Annotated in this window: 21 protein-coding genes; 14 read left to right on the top strand and 7 right to left on the bottom strand. The window is 44.5% G+C overall.

Features of this window, described 5'->3' with window-relative positions:
* Window positions 1-8: 8 nt before the first annotated feature.
* The 4 genes from MHI06_RS24480 to MHI06_RS24465 all read left to right on the top strand — a co-directional run bounded on the left by MHI06_RS24480 (window position 9) and on the right by MHI06_RS24465 (window position 3,095).
* Complete coding sequence (locus MHI06_RS24480) at window positions 9-536, top strand: hypothetical protein (RefSeq protein WP_340399390.1); 528 nt, start codon at window positions 9-11, stop codon at window positions 534-536.
* 92 nt (window positions 537-628) lie between these two features.
* Window positions 629-1,000, top strand: a complete 372-nt coding sequence (locus tag MHI06_RS24475; protein ID WP_340399389.1) for a resolvase — start codon at window positions 629-631, stop codon at window positions 998-1,000.
* Between the two features lie 504 nt (window positions 1,001-1,504).
* Window positions 1,505-1,735, top strand: a complete 231-nt coding sequence (locus MHI06_RS24470) for a hypothetical protein (RefSeq protein ID WP_340399388.1) — start codon at window positions 1,505-1,507, stop codon at window positions 1,733-1,735.
* 103 nt (window positions 1,736-1,838) lie between these two features.
* Entirely contained in the window at window positions 1,839-3,095 is a 1,257-nt protein-coding gene (locus MHI06_RS24465; protein WP_340399387.1) for an S-layer homology domain-containing protein, read from the top strand.
* A gap of 254 nt (window positions 3,096-3,349) precedes the next feature.
* Here the strand turns inward: MHI06_RS24465 and MHI06_RS24460 are convergent, their stop codons facing one another.
* On the bottom strand, window positions 3,350-4,477 hold the full coding sequence (locus tag MHI06_RS24460; protein ID WP_340399386.1) for a glycoside hydrolase family 88 protein: 1,128 nt from the start codon (window positions 4,475-4,477) through the stop codon (window positions 3,350-3,352).
* Between the two features lie 141 nt (window positions 4,478-4,618).
* Between MHI06_RS24460 and MHI06_RS24455 the strand changes: the two genes are divergently transcribed.
* Window positions 4,619-5,491: an AraC family transcriptional regulator gene (locus tag MHI06_RS24455; protein WP_340399385.1), complete on the top strand. Its 873-nt coding sequence runs from the start codon at window positions 4,619-4,621 to the stop codon at window positions 5,489-5,491.
* A 174-nt stretch (window positions 5,492-5,665) separates the two neighbouring features.
* On the opposite strand, the gene MHI06_RS24450 is transcribed toward MHI06_RS24455, so the two are convergent.
* Entirely contained in the window at window positions 5,666-5,986 is a 321-nt protein-coding gene (locus tag MHI06_RS24450) for a helix-turn-helix domain-containing protein (RefSeq protein ID WP_036605715.1), read from the bottom strand.
* Window positions 5,987-6,401: 415 nt separating this feature from the next.
* Here MHI06_RS24450 and zwf point away from each other — a divergent pair, with 415 nt between their 5' ends.
* From zwf to yunB, 3 genes are all read left to right on the top strand, one after another.
* On the top strand, window positions 6,402-7,856 hold the full coding sequence (gene zwf, locus MHI06_RS24445) for a glucose-6-phosphate dehydrogenase (RefSeq protein ID WP_340399384.1): 1,455 nt from the start codon (window positions 6,402-6,404) through the stop codon (window positions 7,854-7,856).
* 536 nt (window positions 7,857-8,392) lie between these two features.
* Window positions 8,393-9,286 (top strand): phosphogluconate dehydrogenase (NAD(+)-dependent, decarboxylating), encoded by an 894-nt coding sequence (gnd, locus tag MHI06_RS24440; RefSeq protein ID WP_169480654.1) that lies wholly within the window; start codon window positions 8,393-8,395, stop codon window positions 9,284-9,286.
* 233 nt (window positions 9,287-9,519) lie between these two features.
* Complete coding sequence (gene yunB, locus MHI06_RS24435; protein ID WP_169480653.1) at window positions 9,520-10,395, top strand: sporulation protein YunB; 876 nt, start codon at window positions 9,520-9,522, stop codon at window positions 10,393-10,395.
* 82 nt (window positions 10,396-10,477) lie between these two features.
* On the opposite strand, the gene MHI06_RS24430 is transcribed toward yunB, so the two are convergent.
* Window positions 10,478-11,548, bottom strand: a complete 1,071-nt coding sequence (locus tag MHI06_RS24430; protein ID WP_340399383.1) for a M23 family metallopeptidase — start codon at window positions 11,546-11,548, stop codon at window positions 10,478-10,480.
* A gap of 240 nt (window positions 11,549-11,788) precedes the next feature.
* On the opposite strand from MHI06_RS24430, the gene lipA reads away from it, so the two are divergent.
* Both lipA and MHI06_RS24420 read left to right on the top strand, forming a co-directional pair.
* Window positions 11,789-12,688, top strand: coding sequence for a lipoyl synthase (lipA, locus tag MHI06_RS24425; protein ID WP_017692371.1), 900 nt, complete (start codon window positions 11,789-11,791; stop codon window positions 12,686-12,688).
* Window positions 12,689-12,702: 14 nt separating this feature from the next.
* Window positions 12,703-13,122, top strand: coding sequence for a YutD family protein (locus MHI06_RS24420; protein WP_248278130.1), 420 nt, complete (start codon window positions 12,703-12,705; stop codon window positions 13,120-13,122).
* Between the two features lie 28 nt (window positions 13,123-13,150).
* Here the strand turns inward: MHI06_RS24420 and MHI06_RS24415 are convergent, their stop codons facing one another.
* Window positions 13,151-13,954, bottom strand: coding sequence for an NAD kinase (locus tag MHI06_RS24415; RefSeq protein WP_036673293.1), 804 nt, complete (start codon window positions 13,952-13,954; stop codon window positions 13,151-13,153).
* A 104-nt stretch (window positions 13,955-14,058) separates the two neighbouring features.
* Window positions 14,059-15,309: a sporulation integral membrane protein YlbJ gene (ylbJ, locus tag MHI06_RS24410; protein ID WP_340399382.1), complete on the bottom strand. Its 1,251-nt coding sequence runs from the start codon at window positions 15,307-15,309 to the stop codon at window positions 14,059-14,061.
* Between the two features lie 153 nt (window positions 15,310-15,462).
* Between ylbJ and MHI06_RS24405 the strand changes: the two genes are divergently transcribed.
* The 4 genes from MHI06_RS24405 to MHI06_RS24390 all read left to right on the top strand — a co-directional run bounded on the left by MHI06_RS24405 (window position 15,463) and on the right by MHI06_RS24390 (window position 18,127).
* On the top strand, window positions 15,463-15,627 hold the full coding sequence (locus MHI06_RS24405) for a hypothetical protein (RefSeq protein ID WP_155984997.1): 165 nt from the start codon (window positions 15,463-15,465) through the stop codon (window positions 15,625-15,627).
* 244 nt (window positions 15,628-15,871) lie between these two features.
* The gene (locus MHI06_RS24400; protein ID WP_145151723.1) at window positions 15,872-16,249 is read left to right on the top strand and encodes a globin; all 378 of its coding nucleotides are present in this window, start codon (window positions 15,872-15,874) and stop codon (window positions 16,247-16,249) included.
* 45 nt (window positions 16,250-16,294) lie between these two features.
* Window positions 16,295-17,002: a DUF2225 domain-containing protein gene (locus tag MHI06_RS24395; protein ID WP_340399381.1), complete on the top strand. Its 708-nt coding sequence runs from the start codon at window positions 16,295-16,297 to the stop codon at window positions 17,000-17,002.
* Window positions 17,003-17,087: 85 nt separating this feature from the next.
* Window positions 17,088-18,127 (top strand): IS630 family transposase gene (locus MHI06_RS24390; protein ID WP_340398568.1). Its coding sequence is split into 2 segments (ribosomal slippage): window positions 17,088-17,585 and window positions 17,588-18,127, totalling 1,038 coding nucleotides; the frame shifts between segments, so codons are not numbered across the junction.
* Window positions 18,128-18,220: 93 nt separating this feature from the next.
* Here the strand turns inward: MHI06_RS24390 and MHI06_RS24385 are convergent.
* Together MHI06_RS24385 and MHI06_RS24380 are read right to left on the bottom strand one after the other, a co-directional pair.
* The gene (locus tag MHI06_RS24385) at window positions 18,221-18,454 is read right to left on the bottom strand and encodes a hypothetical protein (protein ID WP_062837999.1); all 234 of its coding nucleotides are present in this window, start codon (window positions 18,452-18,454) and stop codon (window positions 18,221-18,223) included.
* On the bottom strand, window positions 18,451-18,621 hold the full coding sequence (locus MHI06_RS24380) for a YycC family protein (RefSeq protein ID WP_340399380.1): 171 nt from the start codon (window positions 18,619-18,621) through the stop codon (window positions 18,451-18,453). The genes MHI06_RS24385 and MHI06_RS24380 overlap by 4 nt, the downstream gene beginning before the upstream one ends.
* Window positions 18,622-18,627 lie beyond the last annotated feature (6 nt).

The raw sequence follows: 18,627 nt of genomic DNA, 5'->3' as shown, positions 1-18,627 counted from the left end.
CATTAATCGTGGATATCGAGCAAATTAAGCTTGTTTCGTTTAGAGGTAGAGTAGCCTATGGAATTAGTTGTTTCGAGAACATACTTATGGTCTTAAAATATAACCCTAATGATTGGAGGGGGGTATTGGAGTACTTATGGGAATTTACTAGTACACAATATCTAGATGATTGGATTGATGTTATTGTCGAGTTAATTCCTGAAAATTTGATGGAGTTTAGTTTATATGATGAGAATGAGTTTGAACGACTGAGTGAAGATGAATTTGTTTATTTATCTAAATTATATTTGAACATTGATAATACGATTGTTATTATACTGCGAAAAATCTATGAATTAGGTATTAGCCATGCTTACTCTGTAATTGAAGGATATGGTGAAAGTAGTTTGAATTCCTTGCAGAAGATTATCTTTTTTATGAATCAAAATAATTTTCCTTTACCAGATATTCAGTCATTTTTGATTTACTCTATTAAAGAAAATAGAGGATGGGGTGATAAGTTTGACGGTATAAAAGTATCGAAAATAATAAATTAGTTGATTTTATCGTACGTGTCTGTTTCTCTTGATGTTTTAATAGGTGATTTGAAGAAAGCAATAAAATTGTTTAGATAGAGGAGTTAGTGGTCATGAATAAAAAATCGGAAGAATTCTTTAGAAGAATGTTAGAGTTCTTACCATCAACTGAAGCTGCCTATAGAAAATCAATTGCCACTTACGGTGAGTTGCTAGAAACTATCATTATTGAAGACATCTTTATGCATGAAATAATTAAACTATTAAGAGAGGAAAGAAACATCGAGCTGTTAGGAAGTATTTTTAAATATTTTGAAGAAATATCTAATGATGAAGATGCTCATTTAATTAATATTTTTTCAATTACGGTATTGGAAATACTCGGTAATGATAGATCCATTCTACGAACTGCACGGAATTACATGGGACCTAAAACGATAGAACTTCAAATAGAAGCTGATAGAGATTTAGGCAGAAAAATCTAGTCAGTATAGACTCGTGAGATATTGACGGTAATACTATAAAAAATTAGATGAATATAGCGAAGGAGCGGGTGCTAACTTTATACCTGGGGAACAGTTCCCGGTACGGAACAAAAATAAGGAGTGTGTCATGATAGATTTTAATTTAGACGAAGGGCGTGTATCTTCAATAAATATCACCGAAGAAAAACTTGAGATATATATTACTAAATGGAATACGGAGAAATTAGGGATTTATTATTAAAGACTATACTAGATTATATGAATATAACTCTATAGGTAGGGAGATAAGCAACTTTGAGGTATTTAATCAATCAAGTTTGCTTGAGATTGAACTTAGAGAATTAAAAAAAATGGATTTTGATGAAGAGGAATTGAATAATTTAGTTCATTTAAGAATTACTGGTTTTAGCGATCTTCCTTTGTTAGATATAATCTTTAATAAATTCAGTATAGTTAGCTTTTAGGCTCCTAAATCGAGATGTGATCCGTGGAGGGGATTTAGAATTGGCAGTTGAACTTTTGGATGAAAATAATTTTTCTGAAAAATTAACAGACAATCAGTTTGTATTTATGATGCATCAGGGATATATGTTTTGGTACATTAATTTGGATGAGGGAGATAATCCAGCAGTGTATCTTTATGATGAAAGTCTAGATTTCACCTTAATTCATTCAATTGTAATTTTGTTAAGGGATGTGATTATGGTACGCAAGGATGGATCGTATAAAATATAAGATTAGAAAATATTAAAGATTTTCAGCAAAAGGCAGACTAAAGAAAAAATACATAGTACGAAGGATTTCAAAGAAAAGAAAATAAAATTGGAGTGTGAAAGATTTGAAAAAAGTAACACAACTCATATTAAGCGGTGCGTTGGTATTCGCAATGTTCCCTTTCACTGACAATACGAGCGAGGCAGCGGTTGCTTCATTTAAAGACGTGCCTGCAAACCATTGGGCAAAAGCTTCCATAGATGCTGCCGTGACAAAAGGTTATCTCAATGGATATAGTGACGGTACATTTAAGCCTGGGGCGACGGTGACACGTGCGGAATTTGCAGCGTTGCTGGCGCGTGTGTCCAAAGGAACGCCTGAGGTAGAACGAGCTAATGCATTTAAGGATTTGACGGGTCATTGGAGTGAGACAGAGGTGAACCTTGCGATATCCCTCGGTTTTTTGAATGCTTCAGATTACCCCAATGGGTTTAAACCAGGCACATTATTGACACGAGAGGAAATGGCGAAGTGGCTCAGCTCTGGACTTGCAGCTCAGGATGAAGATTACAAGCAAGCGTTAAAGGATACAGAGAATACGCTAGTGCCTGTTGCAGAATATTACAAGGGTGGGTTGAAGAAAGCAGCATATCCCTATGTGTCGGTGGTATTGGGAACCGGATTGATGGCTGGATATCCAGATGGGACCTTTGGTCCAAGTAAAACAACCACACGTGCAGAGGCGGCAGTTATTTTATCACGTTACGAACAGGTGCAGGTGAGTAAGGCAACTTCGTATAGAGATCTGAATGAAATGCGGGAAGTAGGTCTAACAGGAACGAATCTGACTTCTGCTACGCCATTTGTTTACAGTAAATATGAGAACGCAGACTATTTGAATAGTTTTGACTTGATAACGGAGAAACCTTTTTCACTTCGCAACAATCTTGGAGAAATGATAGTCCATCGAATGATCATAGCCGACGCCCCTACCTCGTCCACTGTGAATAATATGTATGGGAAAATGTTTATCGATAAAGATTTTGACAGATTCATTGATGAAGATCGCTACATGGTTTTTATGGAAGTAACAGTTACCCCTAATGGAAATAATCTTAGCAATCTTGCCTTAGCTAACTCGACTGGATATCGCTTAACTAGTGGTGCAGCTAGTAATTTTACAAGTGGAGCTGTAAAAAAATATGGCATAATAAACTTGCCAAGAGTAGATTATGTGAAATCTGGTTTTTTCAAAAAAGGGGTTTCTAGGCGATATTGGATGGCCCAATCTATCAATCGATATCGTTCTGAGGATGTTACTTTAAACGTTTCATCGATAAAGGTTGGTAACTCCCTTACGTCATTTTATATACCAAATTGATTAGATGATGTACATATGAAATTTAGAGGTCTACGAAATTGTTTAGTAATATTATCTGTATTTATTGTATGTAGTAACTATCAGGTGATGTTGGTTTTTTCTACTCCGGTTAATTCGACTAAAATTATTGCTGTGAGTTCTAATCCAGAGTAATAAGCGAGTATTATCGAAATCTAAAGATGCCGCCTCACAATATAGTGAGAATTGGCATCTTTTTTTGTTTTAGCTCTACTACACCTACATCACCACCAAAATCAATACACCCGGTGCTTCCATCCATTTAATTTCGCGATCGCTTCCAGATAATAATAATCTCCATAGATTAGAGAGACATCGATGAAGGAATTGCCGCTACCTGTGGCGTGCAGCAGAATCGATTCATGCTCGGGTTGATCCCAGAAGGCATAGTTCTCGGTTAAAGAACGAAGGATACGTTCAGCGGCATCTGTGTATAGGCGTTTCTCGCCTTCGGGAACGACGGCGGCCAGTTCTAGAAGACCGGATGCAGCAATGGCTGCGGCGGAACTGTCGCGGGACTGGCCTTCCAGCGTCGGAAGTCTGAGATCCCAATAGGGGACATGATCCTCTGGCAGCGCAGCAATAAAGTAATGAGCTATTCGTTTCGCCGTGTTCAGGAAGCGCTCATCTTGGGTATACCGATACGTATTGGCGAACCCATAGAGACCCCATGATGTACCTCGACTCCATGATGAATCCGGGGCATATCCTTGACCACCAAAACATTCAATGTATCGTCCATCTTCGGGATCAAAGGAGATGATATGTTTGGTTGATCCATCTTCTCGGACACCATATTGCATGGTCGTTTCGGCATGATTGATGGCAATATGTTTGTACCGAGGGTCACCCGTCACTTCAGAGGCCCAGAACAACAGAGAGATATTCAGCATACAGTCAATGATGGCCCAACCGTATTTATCCTCATTCCAGGCTCTAATGAATTTCCCTGCCGGATTGTAACGACCTGCGAGGAAATTGGCTGCTTCCAGACCACGTCTGAGCGCATCTTCGTCGCCTGTGATCTTGTGTTTGATAACAGCGGTGGAGAGGAACTGGAAGCCCACATCATGATGAAGCTCCACGGTAGGTTTAACAAACCATTGCTCCAGCGTCTCATCCCACGACCATGCCGCATCCCGATAGGATTGTTCTCCCGTTATATCATACATAATCCATAACATGCCAGGCCAGAAACCGGAAGCCCACCAGTCGGTATTGATGTTATCATACTTGCCGTCCTTCCCTGCAAAATGAGGGCATTTATCTCCAATATGTTCTTTCATGTCACCTACTTTTCGTTCCAACCTCTGCATTACCTCTTGCCAATATGTCGTTGTATCAGCCGAGCCTACTTTAGTCATATCCAGCCTCCTGAGTGTAGAATTAGAAAGTAAGATAACGCTCTCTCATGTGCTCAGTATATCTTTTTTCATTTACACAAAGTTGTGTTAGGATATGAAGAAATGTTGTTCTGTTGTCATCATAGGAGAGGGTGAACAGGGATGTTGGAGCGTGTGGAATTTGGAGGATCTACGTTAGCGTGGGATTATCAAATCAAGACTATGGACCATTTCAAAGGATATTATCATTGGCATCAATGTGGAGAATTTCTATATGTTCATCAAGGTGAGGGCATAGTAGTCGTTAACAATCATACCTATCCGATTCGCCAAGGCATGCTGTTCTTTTTCCAACCCTATCAATTGCATCATGTCTATGCGGAAGTTCATCCCAATACCCCGTATGAGCGAAATATCTTCTATGTAGAGCCGATAGTCATGGATCGTTATCTGGAAGTGTTCCCGCATCGGCGTTCTTTTTTTTCGAGGTTGTGGAATGGACGCAATCAGCAGCAAGTTTTTGACCTGAGTTCCCATATGGAACAACTGGATTGGATGTATGAGAGCTACAATCAGTCTCGCAATCGTGTTGGGGGAGAGTGGGAAGAATCGGTGCTGTTTTTGCTTCAGCTATTGAGTGTCTTGGATAAACAAAAAGAGGGAGCAGATGAAGCGCTATCACAGTTAACGGATTCACGTCATTTGAGACACTCGGAGAAGATGATGCGCTGGATTGAAGAGCATTTCGAATATGAGATGAGATTGGATCAGATGGCGGCAGATGTTCACCTATCCAAATCGTATGCTTCCCGCATTTTTCATCAAGAGACAGGTAGCAGCATTACGGATTACGTCACAGCTCGAAGGTTGAAGCAAGCCTACTTGCTCCTTGAGACAACAACACTTTCGGTGGAGGAGATTGGCAGACGTGCCGGATTTCTGAATGGCTCGTATTTCATCCAGTTATTTCGCAAATCTGCCGGGACGACCCCGCTGCAGTATCGACAACAATTTGAACGGACCAGTAGGCATTAATTTGGATTGTAAAAAATAGCGTTATTACGTCTCTATATTTAATTAGTATTCACCGTTCCAATTCAAAAAATCCCGGATGCGGATTGCACTAGCCATTTGCTAAATGCGATACTCCACCTCCGGGATTGCAGCGTTACCTTCAAGCTAAATAAACCATAATGATTCCTCAAAATGTTACAGCCACTTATCAGCCCAACGTTCCACGGCGCTTAGCGCTCTCCCCAGTTCCGTGCCTTTTCGTGACAACATATATTCAGTCCGAACTGGACGTTCCGTGACCACATGGCGAACCACAAGTCCTTCTTCCTCCAATTCCTTCATTCGCTCATTTAACACACGTTTGCTCAAGTCAGGGATATAAGCGTGAATCTCACTGAAGCGTTTGGGCTCCTCCATCAATGCGTGAATAATGAGGGCTACCCATTTTCGGCCAATGATCTGATAAGATTGTTCCACTTTTGTGCATATTTGCTTGGCATTCTCATCATCGCTCATGATTGTACTCCTTTGAATTAGTATTGCTTGTAATATCATTAGTATACTTATTGTAACCTACTTGTCTATAAGCCATATGTGTAAAATGTCACATACCAATTGTTCTTAATGTTACCACATAAAGCGTTATCATCAAATAAAAACCCTATAAACACTGGAGTTCACAGGTTCGACATGATTATTGACGAATTGTGACGACAGGTGTAATATGGGTAACGTTAATTCAAATGGTTACAATTTATAACCTAAACACAGGTTGTGGAGAGAAGGAATGTTCCATGGTTGAATTCAGGTGCGTTATATAAACGGAGGCAAGGCGGGGAACACACCCACTTATTCCGTCTTTTGTCATGCTTGGATTTGAACATTTTGCAACATCATATACTATACTGCACAGATCACAGGAGGCAATCCAATGGATGCAATGACATTTGTCCTGTTCGGGGCAACTGGCGATTTAGCCAAACGCAAGATTTACCCTGCATTATATAACTTGTACATGGATCAGAAAATGCCGAAATCCTTCTCCGTTATCGGTTTGGGACGACGTGAATTGTCGGATACGGAATTCCAGGCAAATGTTGAAAAGTCACTGAATGAATTTTCACGTCAGACGCCAGAAGAAGCATCTCAGGTTCGTGATTTCATTGGAGCTTTCCGTTATTGTTCTTTAAATAATACAAAGCTTGAAGATTACACCAAACTGTTGGAACTGGTTCAACAGCGTGAACAAGAGCTTAACATTCCAGAAAATCGTATGTTCTACATGTCGGTGGCGCCGGAATTTTTTGAGCCAATCGCATTGAACATTCAAGAAAGTGGCCTGGGTAACACTAAGGGCTGGAAGAAACTGATTATCGAAAAACCATTCGGACACGACCTGCAATCAGCTCGTGATTTGAACGAAAAACTGAGCAATACCTTTGCGGAAGAAGAGATCTATCGCATTGACCATTTCCTCGGTAAACCGATGGTTCAAAATATTGAGACACTCACTTACGCGAATCCAGTGATTCAGGCGTTGTGGTCTAACCGTTATATTGCCAATGTACAGATCACGGCAAGTGAGACGGTTGGTGTTGAAGAACGCGCCGCGTATTACGACCAGAGTGGCGCCCTACGTGACATGTTCCAAAACCATATGCTTCAGTTGCTGATGATGATCGGTTTGCATTTGCCAAAACGCTGCACACCGGAAGAGATTCAATTCAAAAAACAAAAGATTGCTGAAGCACTTCGTCCTTTGACGAAAGAAAACGTCGCTTCTGAAGTTGTTCGTGCGCAATATGCAGCAGGTGAGCTGCAAGGTGCTTCGGTTGTTGGATATCTGGACGAGCCTGGCATCCCTGCCGGATCTCAGAACGAGACGTATGTTGCCGCGAGACTGTGGATCGATGATCCATTCTGGAGCGAGGTTCCATTTTACATCCGTACAGGTAAACGCCTGGCTGAGAAATCCACCCGAATCGTTGTTGAATTCAAGGCTCCACTGAAGACCGGTCATGAATCCGAAAATACAACGGCACCTAACCTGCTGACCATTGAAATTGGTCCGGGAGAAAGCATCTCGCTTCAATTAAATGCGAAGAATCCATTGAACCATGGTGAAGTGGAACCAATGCATATGACCTTCAACTCAGGTAAACGTAACATTCCGGAAGCCTACGAGAATCTGATCTTTGATGCGATGCGTGGAGATTCCACCTTCTTCGCTCACTGGAACGAAGTGGAGCTGGCATGGCAATGGGTGCAACCGATTCAGGAAGCATTCGAAGCGGGCAGCGTGCCACTGGATACGTACAGCGCAGGTTCGCATGGACCAGAGTCAGCAGATCGTCTGACCGCAGCAGACGGTTACCGTTGGTGGTAAGTGAAACGAAAAAGTGAGCATAAGAGAACAGAATAGTAAAGACAACAGTACAATCCGTTCTGCTCACCCATGAACATTTTGCACAAACCAAAACAGCACCTTCTGTTTAGCAGGATCTAGAACGAAATGCTTCTATTCGTCTAAGCTTGTACTCGGAAGCGATTTGGATTGAATGATGCAAAATGCTGATATATAAAGTATCTATTACGAATTATACCGTTCCAATTTTGCATAAGCCCTTCCGGTTATTTTGCCGGAAGGCCGTGAAAATTTTTGAATTTAGATTAGCGGACGCACTGAATTTTTTGCCTAAGTAGCGATGTAGTGTAGGGGACGGAATCGATTCTGTAGAAGCAAAGCGTTCGCCTTTGTATCCAAATTTCATCAATTTATAGGTTGATGAAAAGAAATTTGGATACAACAGCGATCGAAAGAACGAGCCGTAACCGGAACGGTTGCTGCGAAACGGGAATGTAGTCTGGCGCTCTGCAACAAAAGTGAAATTTAAACATTGTTCATAACAGGAGGATTTTGAAATGAAACTTGGACTCGTCGGATTAGGAAAAATGGGATTGAACCTGGGTAGAAACCTGATTGATCACAAACACGAAGTGGTTGCTTTTGACCTGAACGCTGAAGCAGTAAAAGAAATGAAAGAATACGGCGCTGAAGGCGTATCTTCTTATGCAGAGATGGTGGCTTCACTCGAATCCCCACGTGTATTGTGGATCATGGTTCCCCACAACGTAGTAGATGCTGTATTGGCTGAAGTTAGCCCGTTGCTCTCCAAAGGCGACATCATTATTGAAGCAGGTAACTCCCACTACAAAGAATCCATCCGTCGCTACGAAGAGATGAAACCTAAAGGCATTCACTACATGGATGCAGGTACATCTGGCGGTATGGAAGGCGCACGTAATGGCGCATGTTATATGATCGGTGGAGACCCGGAAGCTTGGGCAATCGTTGAACCGGCATTCAAAGATACTTCCGTAGAGAACGGCTACCTGTATGCAGGTAAAGCGGGCAGCGGTCACTTCCTCAAAATGGTTCACAATGGTATCGAGTACGGTATGATGGCATCCATCGGTGAAGGTTTTGACGTATTGGAGAAAAGTGGATTTGATTTCGACTTTGAACAAGTGGCTCGCGTATGGAACAACGGTTCCGTTATCCGCTCTTGGTTGATGGAGCTGACAGAACGTGCCTTCTCCAAAGATGCGAACCTCGATGAGATTAAAGGCGTAATGCACTCTTCTGGCGAAGGACGTTGGACGGTAGAAACGGCATTTGATCTTCAAACCGCTACACCGGTTATCGCTTTGTCCTTGCTGATGCGTTACCGTTCCTTGGAGACAGATACCTTCACAGGTAAAGTGGTAGCAGCACTGCGTAACGAATTTGGCGGTCACGCTGTAGAGAAAAATTAATTTTTTATATCATATCGGAACATAAAGCCTCTCGCTTTGCAGATTAATCTGCGGGCGGGAGTTTTTTTTATCTCTGTTTTCGTATTTTCCTATTAGCAATGGTGAAGACTTGTCTCTTTTAACTTGTTATTACTTTCTGTCCAGTGTCCATGTGCTGTCCTTCTTTTTCGGGACAACGGTGCATAAGGTTAACATATAGCCTATAGCTCATCCCGTAGGGGAGGGACACTTCGATGATGAGAAGAAGATGGCGAAGCCGGAGACGCCGTAAGCCGCCAAGCGGCAAGCGCAAAATGTGGTTGATCATTTTACTGGTGACAGCGTTTTGTTTAATGCAGGGTTTTGCCTATGTAGATAAGAAAATGAAGCCTCCAATCATGCACTTGGCCAAGATCAGAGTGAAGCAGATTGCGACCGAAGCGATCAACAAGGCGATTACAGCTCAGGTGGCAGACGGCAAAACCAACGAAGGGCTGATTGATTGGAAGACGGATACTGCCGGGAAAGTGTCCGGTTTCATGCTGAACTACAATGAGCATATGCGAATCACCGCAAGTACGATGAATATTGTGCAATCCACGCTTCAGAATGTACACATGTTAAAAGAAAAGATACCGCTAGGTCAGGCGCTGGGCAGTCCCATGATGGCTTCATTTGGTCCGAGTATACCGGTTCGTATTGAACCTCAAGGCGCTGTCAAAGTGGACCTAAACACCCGTCAACAGAATGCAGGTATTAACATGATCTTGGTGGAAGTGTACATTCACATCATTGCTGAGGTCGCGGTCGTGGTGCCCTTCGATATGGAGCCTGAAACGGTTGATACAGAAATCCCGATTTCCTATCTTTTGGTTGTCGGGGATGTGCCTATGTATTATTACGATAATCAGGGCAAGCCGGTAGGCAGTAACGGCAGTCAGGCGCCAGCTATTGCGCTGCCATCAGGTCATACGGGTGTATCAAGCGGTAATGGGGTGACTACGAATCCCCCAAGCCAGAACCAGCAACAGGCGCCGTCAGACCATTTGCAAGGGGGCGAACTTGAATTTGAGCCAGATCTGCCTGATATCCATGGGGGAGTGCAGCCTAATAAGGACGCGCAGCCGTAAATCACATTTTAATAAGTAAAGCGAAAAGGGACCTCTATCCAAGAGGTCCCTTTTTTGAATGCCTTTTGTACATATCCTCGACTCACTTGTTCTTATTATTCTTTTTTCTGCGTTCATCCTGTTCCCAATGTTTCAGCTGTGGATAAGGATCGAACGACCATTCGTGCAGTCCACTGTCCCGGTAGATCCCGTAGTGCAGATGCGGAGGGAATTTGCCCTGTGTTCCAGGTTTCCCGTAACCTGAACTACCTACCCAACCCACGACCTGACCGGGGATAACCACTTCACCGATGCGTGCGCTCTTGTCAAAACCCGAGAGATGGGCGTAGTAATGATAGTGGTTGTTCAAATCACGGATTCCGATGCGCCAGCCGCCAAACGGATTCCAGCCTTTGATCTCCACGACTCCGTAACAGGTGCTGCGTACAGGCAGGCCATGTGGAGCAAAGATGTCGGTTCCCTCATGAATGCGATAGCCACCCCAGCTTCGTTTCGTCCCCCAGGTGCTGCGATAGGAGTAGTTAGTTCCAAGCGGGACCGGAAAGGCATGTCCAAATAGATCCAGATTGTCAAAATGCTCATATAACTTCGCGAATTGCTGTATGCGTTGTACAGCACGGGAGTTGTGATAATATTCCCACAAGGCAATGTTGAAGTCCTCTTGCTTGTTCCCATAACCCTGAATAACAGAAGCCATGCTGTATAGCACATCCTGATCATTATTGGCATCAGCTATACCGTCTCCTGAACCATCACGTCCATATCCTTTGAAAAAAAGAATGGATGCCGGATGTTGATCCGTCTCATCCGGATTTAGCCATCCCCTCCAGGCCGGAGAGGTCATGAAGACACCTGTGAGCCGCTCCGGATGCTTGCGATCCTTCGGGTGTGCACGGGTAATCGTACGTTCATACTGATCAATGGCGGCCAGCCTGTACCAGGGGATCTGAGTCATCTGACCGATGCTCTCATATAAATGGCGACGTGCAGCGAAGATTTCTGCGGGCTTTAGCTCAGCTGCCTGTGGTTTGGGAGTGGCCTGGGCGGGTTCACCGTAAACATCAACAGGCAAGAATGGGATAAGCAGAGTACCTGCAAGTAATGTTTTGATCCAAAAGCGGTACGTGTGCCTGAAGGTCAAGCGTTGTTGCACTGGGAAGCAGCCCCTTTCCATTAAAATGATACAAGGTACCCGATGAACCAAGCTAAAGGTTAGCGTTCTTCAAAAGTTCTCATTTTATCCATGTCAGCACTTGGGATGAATCGAATGATGCAAATTGTCCATATCGGGCATGAATGCACAAGATGTGACAAATGGGAGTTTTTCCAACGCTTTCATGGTATAATATGTTCCGAGCAACAGCCTAACTTCAGTAGAAAGAAGGTTTATGCATTGGCTAAACGTGTTAAAGAACCGAAACCGGATTGGATTCGGATCAAATTGACAACCGGCGATAACTATCAGGAAATGAAAACGATGATGCGTTCCAAAACGCTGCATACGGTATGTGAGGAAGCACGGTGCCCGAATATTTATGAATGCTGGGCCAATCGAACGGCCACTTTTATGATTTTGGGCGACATTTGCACAAGGGCATGCCGTTTTTGCGCGGTGAACACAGGCTTGCCAACGGAGCTTGATTTGCAGGAACCAGAACGTGTGGCGGAAGCAGCAGAGCAGATGAATCTGCAACACTGCGTAATTACAAGTGTAGCCCGTGACGACCTGAAGGACGGGGGAGCTACGATCTTTGCAGAGACGGTAAAGGCCGTACGGCGGCGTTTGCCATTGTGCAGCGTTGAAGTACTCATTCCAGACTTTCTGGGCGATCGGGAATCTTTGCAGATAGTAATGGATGCCAAACCCGACATACTGAATCACAATATTGAGACGGTTGAGCGGTTGTCAGACAAAGTGCGTGCCAAGGCGAAATATAAACGTTCACTGGAATTGCTTGCTCGTGCCAAAGAAATGCAACCTAACATCCCAACGAAATCAAGCATTATGCTTGGTGTAGGTGAGGAATATAATGAAATTTTATCAACAATGGATGATCTTCGTGCGGTGAACTGCGATATTATGACGATTGGTCAATATTTGCAGCCATCGGAGAAACATCTGTATGTTGAAAAGTATTATCCGCCAGAGGAGTTCGCTGCATTGAAACAGGAAGGATTAAAACGTGGGTTCAGCCACGTCGAATCCGGCCCAATGGTACGCAGCTCCTACCATGCGCATGAACAGGTGAAATCGGCTACCAAACATGCTGAACAGGCGGCAACACACGCGTGATGGAGGATACCGGATTGGAAGAAGAAAAAATCACAGAACAGATTCAGGACCAAGTTCAGGAACAGATCCAGGAGCCGGTTCAGGAATCAGTTGTTGAGTCAGTTGAGGAAAAGCCCAAAGAACCGGTCATTGTACAGATCGGCGGCAAAAATTATGAAATCGTACAGAACCACAAAGAAGGCTGGAATCCAGAGGTCTTCCGTGATCGTTACAGTGAAGTGCTGGAGCGTTATGATTATATTATCGGGGACTGGGGTTATAGCCAGTTAAGGTTAAAAGGTTTTTACCGCGATAACCATCCGAAAGCGACGAAGGATTCCACGATTGCCAGTATGGTGGATTATATCAATGAATATTGTAACTTTGGCTGTGCGTACTTTGTGCTTCATAAGAGCAAAGATCAACCTCAAGCCAAAGCAAAAAGCGGTTCCTGAGAAGGACCGCTTTTTTGGTGTGCGTATGTTAGTCGAGAAATGCCGTGCGAACCCGGTTCCAGAATGGATAAGGACGGAAACGCGCGAAACTGACCTTGTGACTGGATACCTGACAACGGACAGAGATCAGATCCTCCACCATCACGTTCACATGATCAATCGTCATCAATAACCGCTGATCCTTGCGAGAGAAAATATCACAATGATGATGCTTGGGCAAAATAACCGGTGAACCAAGTGTACGATAGACACGGTTATTAATCGAAGCAATCTCCGCAATCTGAATGGCTTCAATGGTTGGATGAACCATGGCGCCGCCAAGGGCCTTGTTGTATGCCGTGCTGCCTGATGGCGTGGATACACAGATTCCATCCCCACGGAACATTTCAAATGTCACATCGTTAATATCGACCTGGGCCACGACGGTACCGTCCACACCTTTTAACGTAAACTCATTAAGGGCGATGTAAGAGGAGTTCCCTGACTTTTTACGAATCTCAAGCTCCAACAGAGGATATTGTACAATGCGTGGTTTGAGACGCTCCGGATCTCCCTTGCCACTCATCAGCCGAACTAATTCGCGTAATTCTTCCTTCTTCCAATCGGCGTAAAAGCCGAGATGGCCTGTATGAACCCCAACAAAAGCAATATCCGGAATGCGGTCGATGAAATTGTGAAATGCTTGTAACATCGTACCATCGCCCCCGATGGAGATGACAATCTCCGGCGATTCTGCATCCAGCTTGAACCCTTCTTCCTTCGCCAGCGCATGAAACTGCTGACTGAGATCAATCGATAACTGGTCTCCGCGGTCTTGAACATAGTATCTCAAGATGAAAGCTCCTTTGTGGTCATTATACTACCGATGATAATCAATTCCGCGGAAGAACACAACGTTTGGATGCATATTCAGTGAAATATAGGTGAATAGTGGACTTATTTTTTCGCATGTCTTGGCAGAAGTAGAGAACTTAATATCGCTAAGAATAGCAACAACACGATGAGGCTTGCAAAAACAATCATTCCCGACACGAAGATCAGGCCCCAGTCCGGTGTATACGTCGATAACGATGGGATGAAACCGGGCTCCATGAGAACGGGGGAAGAGGAACGGCCCATCATGGGTGTCCACAACAGTAGGACTAACACCGGTGCGATTAACGCATGAATTGCTCTGGCAAATAGAAAGGGACCGTATCTCATGGGTGTGTTGCTAAGGACACTCATTATCTGGGCATGGACGGATAATCCGCCCCAGGAGAGTACAAAGGCAGCTGCCGCTACTTTATAGACGAGTGGAATGGAGGTGCTGATACCTCCAGCCTCCTTAGCCCCCAAGGTTACTTCAAATAGACCCCCGACCAGGCTTGGGGATAAGGATGGAGGCAATCCGGTATGCCGCAGCAACTGCTCTGTAATCCCGTACAATCCGCCAAGCCAACCGGTCTGCACAAGTAACTCCATCATGACCGAGAAGAATACAACCAGCCCCCCTACGATAATAATAAGGCGAAGGGATGAGGAGACTGCCTGGCGCAACAGTTCACCAAATGCCCGTCCGTCAGCCTTTCTTGCTTCATGCATCGCATAGATGGCACGGACCAGTCTGTTCCGATGTACCTTCTCTGCTAGAGATGGAGAAGGGATGTCTGGCTGTGATCCTTTCGCTGTCCCCCCGTGGAAACGCATGAGCACACCCACCAGAAAAGCAGCAGCGTAATGGCTCGCAACCAATACTGGCGCAATGGCGACATTGTGGAAGAAGCCAACCGATACCGCGCCAATCATGAAGATCGGATCGGATGATGTGGTGAAGGCAACGAGACGTTCTCCTTCTTCCCGGGTAACCAGCTTTTGTTCCCATAACTGGGCGGTCAGTTTAGCCCCTGTAGGATAACCGGATGCACAGCTTACGGCAAATACGAAACCACCGCTTCCGGGAACACGAAACAATGGACGCATTAATGGATTCAGCAAGGTACCCAAAAAATGAACAATACCGAAGCCGAGTAGTAGCTCGGACAGCACCAAAAAAGGAAAAAGGGAGGGAAACAATACGTCCCACCAGATGGACAGTCCGCGTACACCGGCATGCCAGGTTTCCGCGGGAAACAAGACCATTAACACACAAAGGATCAGGAGAGCGAGTGTGACCAGGACATGGGTGAGTCGTTGTGGAGCAGCCATGAATTCTTCTCCTTTATTTTTTGGAATGGTCGGTGTGCAGTAATCAGTGGCGCTTTTGCCATCAATATATGAAAAAAAGCGGACAAACAGTACAAAATTATACGTAGAAAGCGCTTGCAAAAGTGGCTGTGTTTTTGAGTGATGTGTGCTAAAATGAGAAAAACGCCTGAACGTCACCTAATTGTCTCCAAGGTGGAATTCAATTCGGATGGAGTGATGATCATGAGTCTTGTCACCGGAATCCTGGTCTGTGCTTTTGTATATGTGATACGTGCCTCGCTGGTACGCTCTGAGGAAGAGGACTGGCGGAGTTATTAATGGAATATCTAGTGCGCCAACCTATGCGGTTGGCGCTTTTTTTGTGCGATGTTTTGAATAAGGTCCTATATACAGATGGCAGGTTATGTGTCCTGATGATTTCATGTTATATAGGACTTTTTGGTTTTTTTTGATAGAATGGAGATAAAGGCTTTTGTGGCCTGGATATTGTTACTGTTTTCACAATGTTCACGGAACGTGTAATATATTGCAAAATTCGACAACAGAAAGGGGAATCAGACGAATGAATCCTAGTTTGAGTATTTATGACAATCTTGGTGGTGAGAAAGGTGTTCGAGCACTGGTCGAGGCTTTCTATCCGATCGTTCAGCAGAATGAGCAACTGGCTCCGCTTTTCCCGGAAGATATTCAGCCGGTCATCGACAAGCAGTATATGTTTTTGTCTCAATTTTTTGGAGGTCCGGGGCTGTTTTCCGAGGCGTTTGGACACCCGATGATGCGTGCCCGTCATATGCATTTTGAAGTGACGGTTGAACGGGCTGAGGCTTGGCTTGCATGTATGAATCAAGCGTTAACACAGATTGGTGTGGAGGAGCCCTTGCATTCGTTTATTCTGCAGCGTTTATCCGGGCCTGCACATCATTTTGTAAATACACCGTAGTTCCGAATATGATTATAAGCGTACGGGAGAGGGATGGGGAACCGAGTGGAATTAGAGCCGCTGTATAAGGTGAAGGTAACGTGTCACTATTGTGAAACTGAGTATGACACCTCACGGGTAAGACCGAGCTTGAAAAGGCCCTACCGGACGGATTCCGATTTTTGTACTTACTACAAGCTGGAGAATCCGGACTTTTATGTGGTTCGCATCTGTCCGCAGTGTGGATTTGCTTCCACGGAGAACGCAACGGAGCATTTGAATGATGCTCAGCGCAAGGCTTTCAAGGAACAGATCGGTAACCGCTGGGTAAAACGTGACTACAGCGGAGCACGGACACTGGAACAGGCGCTGGCTACGTACAAGCTTGCCTTGCTGTGCGCCCAGGTTATCCAGGAGAAAGACCGTGTTGTCGCTGGCCTGCTGCATCATATAGCTTGGTTGTATCGTTATATGGAGGACCATGCACAGGAACATCGTTTTCTTGAATTTAGCCTTGAAGCTTATGTGAAGGTGTTCGAACGGGAAGGAACGGGTGGCAATGAAGCCAAACTGTTGTATTTGCTCGGGGAGTTGAATCGCAGAGTAGGGCGGTTCAATGAAGCAGTGCAATGGTTCGGTAAGGTCATTCATGACAAGCGGATCACTGATGCGGCTATGATTCGTGCTTCAAGAGAACAGTGGGCCGTGCTGCGCGAGCAGATGATTTCAGGCAAGCTGGAACTTCCCGAAGAGATGCTATATAAATTGAATTAAAGATTTTAGCAAAGCCTTAAAGGGAAAACGCTCCATTTGTCGAATTGAAATTATAATCTAAAAAAACGGACAAGTGGGGATCGCCATGAATAAGCATACCGAACTGGAGAAAGTAAGAGAAGCTATGAAACAAGCCAAAGAGCGACGGATGTACGAACGCTATCAGGCCATCTATTTGCATTTGAGAGGCACATCCATCGTGGCGATTGCTGATATTCTGAATCGAAATCGAATGACAGTGAGTGGTTACATTCATGCATACCAAAACGGTGGAATAGCAGCCTTGCAGCTCAAGCATTCATCGGGTGCTCCTAGTCGGTTGTCGAAGAAACAACAGACTCAACTCAAGCAAATTATCGCCTACTCGGTTCCTCATGAGGTTGGTTTTGCAGCTAGGCACAACTGGACACTTGAGCTTATTGCCTTGTATGTAGAACGAGAATGGGGCCATCGTTACTCGCTCCGCGGTATCTCCAAGCTCATGGAACGCTTAGGACTCAGCTATACAAAACCGACCTACACGCTTGCAGCAGCAGATCCGGAGAAACAGCGTCAGTTCACCGAAACAACCTTTCCTCAATTGAAAAAAAGCTACTAAACGAAGAGATCGATCACTTGCTGTTTGAGGATGAGTCCATGATTCGGGATTACCAAGCCATTCAGAAAACGTGGTTTCTTCGAGGAAAACAGCGCATCATTCCAACCACAGGAAAGCATCGCGGGGTCAAGCTGCTCGCAACGATTGACTATGAGACCGGACAAATCGTTTGGCAAGAAGACGAGCAATATACCGCTGAAACCTTTCTTGCTTTTCTCCGGAAGATCCTTGCGGCGTATCCGACAGGAAAGCTTATGATCGTATTAGATAATGCTCGTATTCATCATGCCAAGCTGCTGCAGCCTTTCCTGCAAGAACAGAAGAACAGGCTTGAGTTTGTATTTCTGCCACCTTATAGCCCGCAGTTCAATATTGTAGAAGGACTTTGGAAATGGCTCAAGTCCAGTATAGTCAATAATGTGTTCTACTCTACTGTCTCTGAAATTCGTCTACGTGTAGGGCAGTTTATGGATGAAATCATGAAGAATCCTCGTGTCATCATTGACCGCCTTTGCATTCGCTTTTAATTGCTAGTTTCTTTCGTTCAACTTATATAGAAGTAGAAAAAGAGGCTACGAAACGTAGCCACCTCTAGATCATCCTTGGATTTAAGACACATCTTAGTTACGAACAGGACGGCTGGATAACAAATAGTCACTGTCGTTGTCGATCACGGTCATGCTTGCATTACAGCAGGGGAAGACCAGTAATTTCTTTTTTCCTTCGCGAATGAGCACAAGCTCTTTCGGTTTAAGGGGGAGCAGCACATTGCTTGCATGACAGTACGGACATTGCTGTACATAGATGTCCCCCATGACGATATCGTAAGGCCAACTGTTTTCAAACGGAATCATTCTTTTTCGCCTTCTGTTACGGAAGGTTTGGAGGCTTCTTGTTTGGCAAGTTCCGCAATCTTCTGCATCAGGATATGTTGGGGCATGTGCATCAGATGTTCCAAAGGTACGCCCAAGGATTCTGCTAATTTGACGGCTGTATCAGCCGATACTTGTAAAGGTTTCATACGATT

This window comes from Paenibacillus sp. FSL H8-0079, assembly GCF_037991315.1.
In the GTDB taxonomy this organism is placed as follows: Bacteria; Bacillota; Bacilli; order Paenibacillales; family Paenibacillaceae; genus Paenibacillus.
The sequence above is the reverse complement of the archived record's forward strand: the minus strand, read 5'-3'. Positions and strand labels throughout refer to the sequence as shown.

Bases quoted from the DNA above. Each gene is read 5' to 3' on its own strand.
- MHI06_RS24380 (WP_340399380.1), bottom strand. From the start codon at position 18,621: ATGAAACCTTTACAAGTATCGGCTGATACAGCCGTCAAATTAGCAGAA.
- MHI06_RS24460 (WP_340399386.1), bottom strand. From the start codon at position 4,477: ATGACTAAAGTAGGCTCGGCTGATACAACGACATATTGGCAAGAGGTA.
- ylbJ (WP_340399382.1), bottom strand. From the start codon at position 15,309: ATGGCTGCTCCACAACGACTCACCCATGTCCTGGTCACACTCGCTCTC.
- MHI06_RS24405 (WP_155984997.1), top strand. From the start codon at position 15,463: ATGAGAAAAACGCCTGAACGTCACCTAATTGTCTCCAAGGTGGAATTC.
- zwf (WP_340399384.1), top strand. From the start codon at position 6,402: ATGGATGCAATGACATTTGTCCTGTTCGGGGCAACTGGCGATTTAGCC.
- MHI06_RS24450 (WP_036605715.1), bottom strand. From the start codon at position 5,986: ATGAGCGATGATGAGAATGCCAAGCAAATATGCACAAAAGTGGAACAA.
- yunB (WP_169480653.1), top strand. From the start codon at position 9,520: ATGATGAGAAGAAGATGGCGAAGCCGGAGACGCCGTAAGCCGCCAAGC.
- MHI06_RS24400 (WP_145151723.1), top strand. From the start codon at position 15,872: ATGAATCCTAGTTTGAGTATTTATGACAATCTTGGTGGTGAGAAAGGT.
- gnd (WP_169480654.1), top strand. From the start codon at position 8,393: ATGAAACTTGGACTCGTCGGATTAGGAAAAATGGGATTGAACCTGGGT.
- MHI06_RS24385 (WP_062837999.1), bottom strand. From the start codon at position 18,454: ATGATTCCGTTTGAAAACAGTTGGCCTTACGATATCGTCATGGGGGAC.
- MHI06_RS24475 (WP_340399389.1), top strand. From the start codon at position 629: ATGAATAAAAAATCGGAAGAATTCTTTAGAAGAATGTTAGAGTTCTTA.
- MHI06_RS24455 (WP_340399385.1), top strand. From the start codon at position 4,619: ATGTTGGAGCGTGTGGAATTTGGAGGATCTACGTTAGCGTGGGATTAT.